Source organism: Candidatus Oleimmundimicrobium sp., assembly GCF_030651595.1.
In the GTDB taxonomy this organism is placed as follows: Bacteria; Actinomycetota; Aquicultoria; order UBA3085; family Oleimmundimicrobiaceae; genus JAUSCH01.
This window is the reverse complement of the sequence record NZ_JAUSCH010000076.1, coordinates 1-8,104: the sequence shown is the minus strand read 5'-3', so window position 1 is coordinate 8,104 and position 8,104 is coordinate 1. Positions and strand designations below refer to the sequence as shown.

Here is an 8,104-nt window from a genome sequence, read left to right as displayed (position 1 = left end):
GCATTGCTTGCTATTGCAGTAGCGGTTACCTCGGTTGTCGGATTAAACAAGTCCCAGATATTTAAACTCACATCGCTTCCGTAAAATCCACCGGTTCCCAAATTGCTATAGGTATAAGCCACCGAATGACATCCTGAGCTTTGTGAACTACCTGACGATGTTCCGTAACAGAGATATTCTTCACCACTTTTATTTCCGGTACTATCCCACGCCCACCTCAAAAGCAGAAAATCATATGCTGCTCCGTCTCCTCTGTCTTTTCCGTGAGGATTGTGGCAATTTACGCATTGGGTCGGCTCGGCCCCACCGGTCCAAAGACCCCCGCCGGTATCAGCACTCGTTGGCCAAATATTTCCGCTATTCATACTTTCACCGTGGCCTGAAACAATATAAGAATCTTTACCTTTATAGCTATAATCAGATGCCGGCACCTTGGAATCTACATGACAATCGTAGCAAAGCTGGTTTTGATAATCTTTCTGGTAGTCGGTAAAACTCTCTAAATACGTCGTATCTAAACTTGGACTATAATTGGTCCCGTGAGGATTGTGACAATTAAGACAATACCCTCCTTGATATTCGTTTTCATAAGCTCCCGCTGTCCACGTGAGATTGGCATGAGCCGCCACTGTTAAGCCATGTTTCACGTTATCGTAAAGAGCGAGTCCGCCCCAAGCGCTTCCGTCAATAGCTGAATTGTGGCAAGCCTGACAAAACGTATTATTGCTAAAACTATCGCCTCCTGAAATAACTGGATTAGAATATACCGTCGACGGTATTAAAGGCCTAATATCCGCACCATGATAACCATGACAAGCTAAACAATTAATTTTAGTGGCAGCCTGAGAAGGTGTATAAGACGCGGTAGTCAAATAATGCCCATGGGGTTCTCCTATGTAACTTAAGTGGTCCCCCCCGATTAAATTTACCCCTTTCCAGTTTGGATTTGGGCCATGACAATATCCGCAAAATTCATCTCCGCCATCAAATCCCCCCGCCATTAACAATCTCGATCTACCGGTTGGATCTAAGTGAGGAGTATGACAATCGCAACAGCTAATTGGATTTAACGGCGATTCAAGCTCTAAATTTGTGTTAGGTACCGGATGATAAGAAATTCTGGTGGTTTCACCCAACGTCACTTCATCAAAGCCACCTTCGCCTGTGCGAATATTGTAATCGCTGCCTGTTCCATCATGACAGGTATAACAAACCTCTTTTTCTGAAGCACGTCGAAAACTAACCGTTGAGCCAACAGAGTTGTGAGCATCATGACAATCACGACAAAGATTTGAAGTGTCCATATAAGTACCGTGAGGGTTTTCTTTGCCGGCTACAGTAGCATCATCGCTATTGGAAAGCAGTCCTTCTCCATCATCATCAATGGCAGCCGCAGCATACCAATATGTTTCCCCGGATATACCGGATTTATCAACATAAGATGTAATTGAACCGCTTAAATTAACTAAAATAACAGCAGATAATTTATTTTCATCTGTAATCGATGTAAGACTTCGATAAACACGGTAAGAATTCGGTGCCCCGGTTGTGGGAGCAGACCACCCTATATTAATATCCGGTGAAACAGACGGTTCAGCAACTAAGCCGGTTGGAGCAGTCGGAAAAGCAAATGCGGGGCAAACTGTAACTCCAAGCATAAAAACTACACCCAAAAAAATCAGGGCGCCTTTTCTTAAAAAATTCTTCGACCTCTTACCGGTAAAAATGGCAAACAAATACAAAATTTGCCTCTTGGCAAAAATGGCAATTTTAAAAAACATATACACCTCGGGCGGGTATTTTTTAAACTTTAATATAGATTAAAGATATACATTATTATATCAAGCTTTAAAATAAGCTTAAATAGTTAAAACTATGATATTTTTTTAACTAATTTAAAAAAAGAAAGCACCAATCTCTTGGCGCCCTATGAAAATATAACATAAGCAGAGCTTTTTTTCAATGTTTATATTCCCAAACCTCTATAGAATTATTAATCCTATCGGTTATGTAAATTTTTTTATCTTCAGGCCCAAATACTATACCGTTTGGAGCCATCAACATACCTTCTTCGTGTCCATAAGAAAAAAGAAATTTACCCTCATCATCAAAGACAAAGACGCCATGTGCAAAAGGATCTGTAACATGAATCCTATGCAAGTTATCGATAGCTATCCCCCTGGGTAAATAGAGTATTTTTTTTGTATCTCCTTCCCCGTTAATCTTATATTCATATTTGCCATCAGCATCAAAAACCTGAACTCTTCCATTATTGGAATCAGCAACATAAATTTTGCCATCTTCATCTACAGCAACTCCATTGGGATAAAAAAACTCCCCAATCCCGCTTCCGCTTCTTCCAATACTTTTTAAAAATTTCCCGCTTAAATCAAATATTTTTACGGTATGGTCACCAATATCGGTTATATAGAGCTTGCCGTTTGCATATGCAAGAGCGAGAGGTTTTATTGTTAACTTATTTTTTTTCGGAAAATCGTGCAAATACTTACCGTTAGAATCAAAGACCATGAGATGCTGATTTTTAATCTCAGAAACATAAATATTTTTATCGGGGCCAACAATAATTCCTACGGGATAAGATGTGGATTTATCCCCTGAAACAGGGAAAGAAAATAAAAAAGTTCCTTTTGAGGTAAAAACCTTAACTTCTCCGTTTGCACTATCAGCAACATAAACTCTATTTTCAGAAATAGCCACTCCAAGAGGACTTTTTAAGGACCCTCGTCCTTTTTCTTCACCAATATTATAAATAAATTTAACAGGGACATTATTTTGGCTGCCTCTAAAACCAACCAAACCATATAAATAAAAGACCGAAAACAAAAGGATTACAAATAACACAATAATAAGACTTAATATTAAGATATGTTCCCGTCTTCCTGTATGCTTCCATTTTTTTTCAAGATGTTTCCATCTTTTTTTAATAAATTTGATAGCCCTTTTTGTAATATTTTTAAAAGATACCACTCTCTACCCCCTATAGGTAGAATCACGAATATAAGTTTATAATATATTAACAAAATTTACCCAACATAGCCACTAACTCCTTAATCCTGTTAGTCGGTAGTCTCTTAGTCCCGCCAGAGGCGGGCAAGCGGGAGTCAGGAGTTTTTTAGTTCCTTAATTTCTACATAATTTCCACCAATTACCACTTAATCTCTTCCCAATCTCCACTTAATCTCCACCAATTACCTCTTAATTTCTCCTTAATCCCTTTTTTCCCACCAGCCCTCTATTTCAATCTCACATTTTTGTTTTTCCTGGAAGCTGATGGCTGGAGGCTGGTAGCTATTCTATCTTACTCCTTCCCCGCCTTTAATGGCACAAATCACAAAAGTTCTTGGTTCGATGACAACCTGAGCAGTTAGAACCAGTCTTCCCTCCGCTACCATGAGTCGGTTTAAATTCATATTGATGACCCGGAAACATGTGACATTTGTTGCAAAAATCAAGACTATGGCATTTTAAACAAACTCTTTGTTTCTCAAAAGCCGCCAATTTCGCATGTTGCCACGGAGATGAAAAACCAGGTGGATGAGGCATTTCAATTCCATGACACTTATTGCATGTTTTTGTATCATGACACCCGTCGCATGAAGTAATTGATTCCAAATGAACTTTGGGATAATCCATAACTTCTCTGGGCCTTTTACCAATATCTTCTACGTGGCATAGCATACATTTGCTGGTCACTTCTTTATCATTATGACAGGTTACACAATAATCCATATGAGGATATTTTTGATGGAGAACCGCTTTCCCATGAGCTACCGTATTGTGGCAATCGGCACATTTTGCTCCCTTTTCTAAAAATTCTTTATGATTTACTTTTATCGTGTGATTTACAAGAGATTTATTTTTAACATCATTGTGGCACTTATTGCATGAGCTATTTCTTATTTCGGCAAGTATGGGCTCCTCATATGTTTTGGTAAAAAACTTGAAAGTCATTCGAAGAAGATTAATTTTTTCAATATTTGAATTGACCACCCCGGGCTTGTAGTGACACGTTATACATCTTATATTTTTATGCATAGATACTTTCCAGGATTCGTAATCATTTTGCATTACATGACAGGAACTACAAAAAGTTGGAGTAGAAGTATACATTAGCAGCGGAATCATGATTAAGAGAATTATTACCGCGAATATCTCAATATTTATTAAAAAGCATTCTTTCCTAAACTCCTTATTTATTGCTTTTACTTCTAAACTTTTTTTTGAAGGTTTAACTGTAAAAACCCCAATTAAAATCAGAAGGATGAAAACAATGATTATAACCATACCCATTATCAATACGGCTTTCTCCGGGTAAGCCTCAGGATTTGACAATATTTCAATTATTTTTTCTTTTTTTAATAATTCCAGTAATGTTTCCTTCAATTTCATCCCTATTCTGTCATTAAATGTTGAAGACCCGGGTGCATGTGTCTTTCATGACACGCGTTGCAATCACCTTTTATGTGACAGGTGTAACATATCTCGTCTCCATTTTTCTTAACTATGCCCGGATGCCCAGGCAAGAAACCAAAAGGATGAGGCATTTCAAACCTGTGGCAATCCTCACAAAAGCTATTTAAATGGCAATTACAACAGTCATCTCCTATGCTCCCTTTTTTGGCTTCATCTCCGTGAATATAAGGCCAACTTTCAGGATGAGGCATCTCGATATGACACCTTTCACATTTTTCAGTTTCATGACAGATGATGCATGTAGTTAAATTTCCCATGCCGTGAGTTCTTTCCCATGTAGGGCCGTGAGTTATTGCCCATGGCCCCGGAGTTCTTACCTCTCTTTTCATTTTCTCCATATGGCATAAACCGCAAGTAGTTGGAGCTTTTTTATTATTATGACAAGCAGTACATTTATCCATATAAGGCATCTTTGGCTGGGCGATGACATCTCCATGTGCCACCGTATTATGACAATCAGAACACTTATATCCAGTGTCTAAAAACTCTTTGTGGCTTACTTGTATGGCGTTGTTTACTGCTAACCGTCTCTTTATATCATAATGACATCTTAAACAAGCATCGTTTGATACTTCTGAAACAATAGGCTCTTTATAGGTTTTGAAAACATAAGACAATCCGTTCTGCAACCCATCCGCCATCCTAAAAGAAAAACCAAATACACCCGGGCTGCCGTGACAGGACAAACAGGGCACATCTTTGTGGGGTGATTTTTTTAAAGCATCGAATTCGTTTCTTATTACATGACAGGTCCGGCAAAATATTTTCTGGGATACTCCGCTATAGGTAGTTACCGTTATCAGTGAAACAGTCAAAACAACGATGGCTAAAAAAATGATGACTGAAATAACAATGGCTAAAAAACCCGTTTTTAAGAATGGTTTTTTAATCATCAAAGCCCGGTTTTTCCCTTTTTTCTCCCTTTTTTCCCACTTTTTCATAACTTACATTTCCTATTTATCAACAAATCAATCCCATTGTCATTTTCTTCTAATTTTCAACATTAAGTTTCTTAATCGCGTTTAAGGCATCAACAAAGTTTTTATCTAAGATATAGGCAGCTTCGTAAGCCACAATTGCCTCATCCTTTTGGTTGAGCTTTTCATAACAACGCCCAATTTTAAACTGGTAGACAGCTAAATTTGGTTCAATTTTTGCAGCTTCTTGATATTCCGGCAAAGCTTCTTCGTATTCATCGAGCTCAAAATGACAGTCACCTTTAGCTTCATGAACCCCGGCATGATAGGGTGTAATCTCAACAGCTTTCCCTAAATATTTTATGGCGTTTCGATACCCGTCTTCACTTTTCAAGGATATATACGCGTTGCTCATGTGGGTATAAGCTTCGGGTTCAACATCATTGATTTTTAACGTTTTCTCATACCACTCAATGGCTTTATTGAAGTCTTCTTCGTTCTTTGTTTTGTCATAACGCTTTGACCAATTATCACCGGCCATCAAATAGTAAGTCTTTTCGTAAGGAGCATACCTTGTAGCCTTTTGAAACAGCCCATCCGCAACAACCTCATTATTTTGAATCATAGAGCTTATTATCCCTTTTCTATAATACATATCGGCTAGAAATGGCCGAGCAGTCGCGGACAAAGCCCCCAAAGAAACAGCTGCAACTAAAAAAACAAGCAAAACCTTAAGAAAAAATGAAAATTTAAACTGCAAGTCGCGCTCGGAAATATGCTTCTGACCCATAATGACACCGGCCAACAGCCACCAAAAGGGAGTGGTTGTTACACTGGTTGGATTAAGCTGCCAAAATGCCATATAACCAACCGCCGCCGCAAAAAGGGCCGCCCGCATCGGTTTTGCATCAGGTTCGCTTTCACTTACAATTTTAGCCCCTCGCCAAATAAACATTCCGAATATACAGAGCAGTACAATAAGAGCAGGCAGGCCAAGAGTGGCTGCCGTGTTAAGTAAAATATTATGGGCATCCGCGTCTACGGCCCTTGCTTCAAGCTGTATCTTTCCCAAAGTCATATACTTGTTCATCGCAATTCGATATGTTCCCGGCCCCCATCCAAAAATTGGACGTTTTCCGGTTATAATGACAGCGCTTTTCCAATTCTCTATCCGCGTGCCCATTGAGCCTTGTCCCGTTAAAACTGTTGTAGCTCTGTGGATGGCAGATTCTCCTCTAAAAGACAGAACAAAATTTCCAACGAGACAAAACCCCAGCAAAATAATAAAAAAGATTATAATGAAATTCTTTTTTTTCTTGATATAATCTTTTCCTAAAACAGAGAGAAGTACTAAAATACCCACCGAAGCCGCCAACCATCCCGCCAAACTTAAACTCATAGCAAGGGCAATCAATATTAAAAGCAAAATTCCGGCAAACAAAGAAAAATCACGAAGACTTTTAGATTCAAAATATTTCGCAAACACAATTGGTAAAGCAATGGCCAGAAAAGCCCCCAGAAATACGGGATTACCGAGAGTTGAGCTTATCCGGCTGCCAAACGAGCCCATAGCGCCGCCGGAAAACTTGCCATATCCAAAAAACTCGGCCACACCGAGAAGAGAGACGATAAAAGCAGTGGAAATAAAAGAACCACCCATGAAATTTATTCGCTTCGGCGTCCAGTTAATGTTGGAGGCCGCAAAAAATAGAACTAAGTAACTGGCAAAAATGATGATTCCCTCTCCGTAATTGTAACGTCCAAATATGCTGGTCGGAAGATGAACCGAGTTTAGAGTAGAAACGATAAACAAAACCGCGAATAAAGCTATGGGGATGTCGAGATAAGTCCGCCTTAAAATACCTTTGCCCCCAATCAACCTAATTAAAAATAAGGCAACCAGGATGATGGCTGTCCAATTTAAAATCGACAGTTTAGCAAAGTAATAACCGTTTACCACCAAGTTGCTCTGAGCAAGGGGAGCAATAAAAGCAAACAACGCAAGCACATAAAACTGGGCATCTTCCATTGAAAAAGTTTGCTTGTTTTGTTGCGCCGACTTAATATCCTTATCTACGTCAATATTTACCAAAACAGACCTCCCGGATTTCCCTTAACGAATTGATATTTATTATATCTTATCGTCCAAAAAAAGAAATGTGGTTATTTCTCATTTTACGATTTTAGTTAGTTGCAGCTCCTTGAATTTTCATCTTCTCGTCATCACGAGGGCTTTAGCCCGTGGTGATCTTGAGATTGCTTCGTCGCTATTGCTCCTCGCAATGACGGAGGATTTAATTTCTTCCAATGACAATCCTATTCGTCACTGCCTACCCCTTTACCGTCACTGCGAGCAAAGCGCGGCAGTCTCAAAGCAAGGTATTGTATAAATCATTCCATTTATTGTTCATGCTGTTTACCAATTCAATTTTCTTTTCTCTGGAACCGGCTTTTATCTGTTTTTCTCTTGAGATAGCATTTGTTATATTGTTAAAAACTTCGTAATAAATAAGTTTATTTACCTTATATTTCGCAGTAAATCCGTTTATAAGCTTTTCTTTGTGCTCATAAACTCTCTTTATTAAATCACTTGTAACTCCCGTATAAAGAACCTTGTTTCTTTTGTTGGTCATTATGTAAACATAGGCTTTCTTACTCATGAAAGTAATTATAACCCAGAGATTGCCGCGCCG

6 protein-coding genes are annotated in these 8,104 nt (G+C 38.8%); all 6 read right to left on the bottom strand.

Features of this window, described 5'->3' with window-relative positions; translation table 11 throughout:
- Positions 1-1,742: cytochrome c3 family protein (locus Q7U95_RS04825; RefSeq protein ID WP_308752330.1), on the bottom strand; the 1,742-nt coding region annotated here is incomplete at its 3' end.
- Positions 1,743-1,959: 217 nt separating this feature from the next.
- The gene (locus tag Q7U95_RS04820) at positions 1,960-2,988 is read right to left on the bottom strand and encodes a 6-bladed beta-propeller (protein ID WP_308752328.1); all 1,029 of its coding nucleotides are present in this window, start codon (positions 2,986-2,988) and stop codon (positions 1,960-1,962) included.
- Positions 2,989-3,336: 348 nt separating this feature from the next.
- A complete protein-coding gene (locus tag Q7U95_RS04815; protein WP_308752326.1) occupies positions 3,337-4,404 on the bottom strand; it encodes a NapC/NirT family cytochrome c in 1,068 nt (355 codons plus the stop codon).
- A gap of 8 nt (positions 4,405-4,412) precedes the next feature.
- Positions 4,413-5,435 carry a cytochrome c3 family protein gene (locus Q7U95_RS04810; protein ID WP_308752324.1) on the bottom strand — a complete coding sequence of 341 codons (1,023 nt, stop codon included), beginning with the start codon at positions 5,433-5,435 and terminating at the stop codon, positions 4,413-4,415.
- A gap of 49 nt (positions 5,436-5,484) precedes the next feature.
- Positions 5,485-7,503, bottom strand: coding sequence for an O-antigen ligase family protein (locus Q7U95_RS04805; protein ID WP_308752322.1), 2,019 nt, complete (start codon positions 7,501-7,503; stop codon positions 5,485-5,487).
- A 277-nt stretch (positions 7,504-7,780) separates the two neighbouring features.
- Positions 7,781-8,104 (bottom strand): GIY-YIG nuclease family protein (locus tag Q7U95_RS04800; protein ID WP_308752320.1); only part of this gene is annotated, 324 nt, incomplete at its 5' end.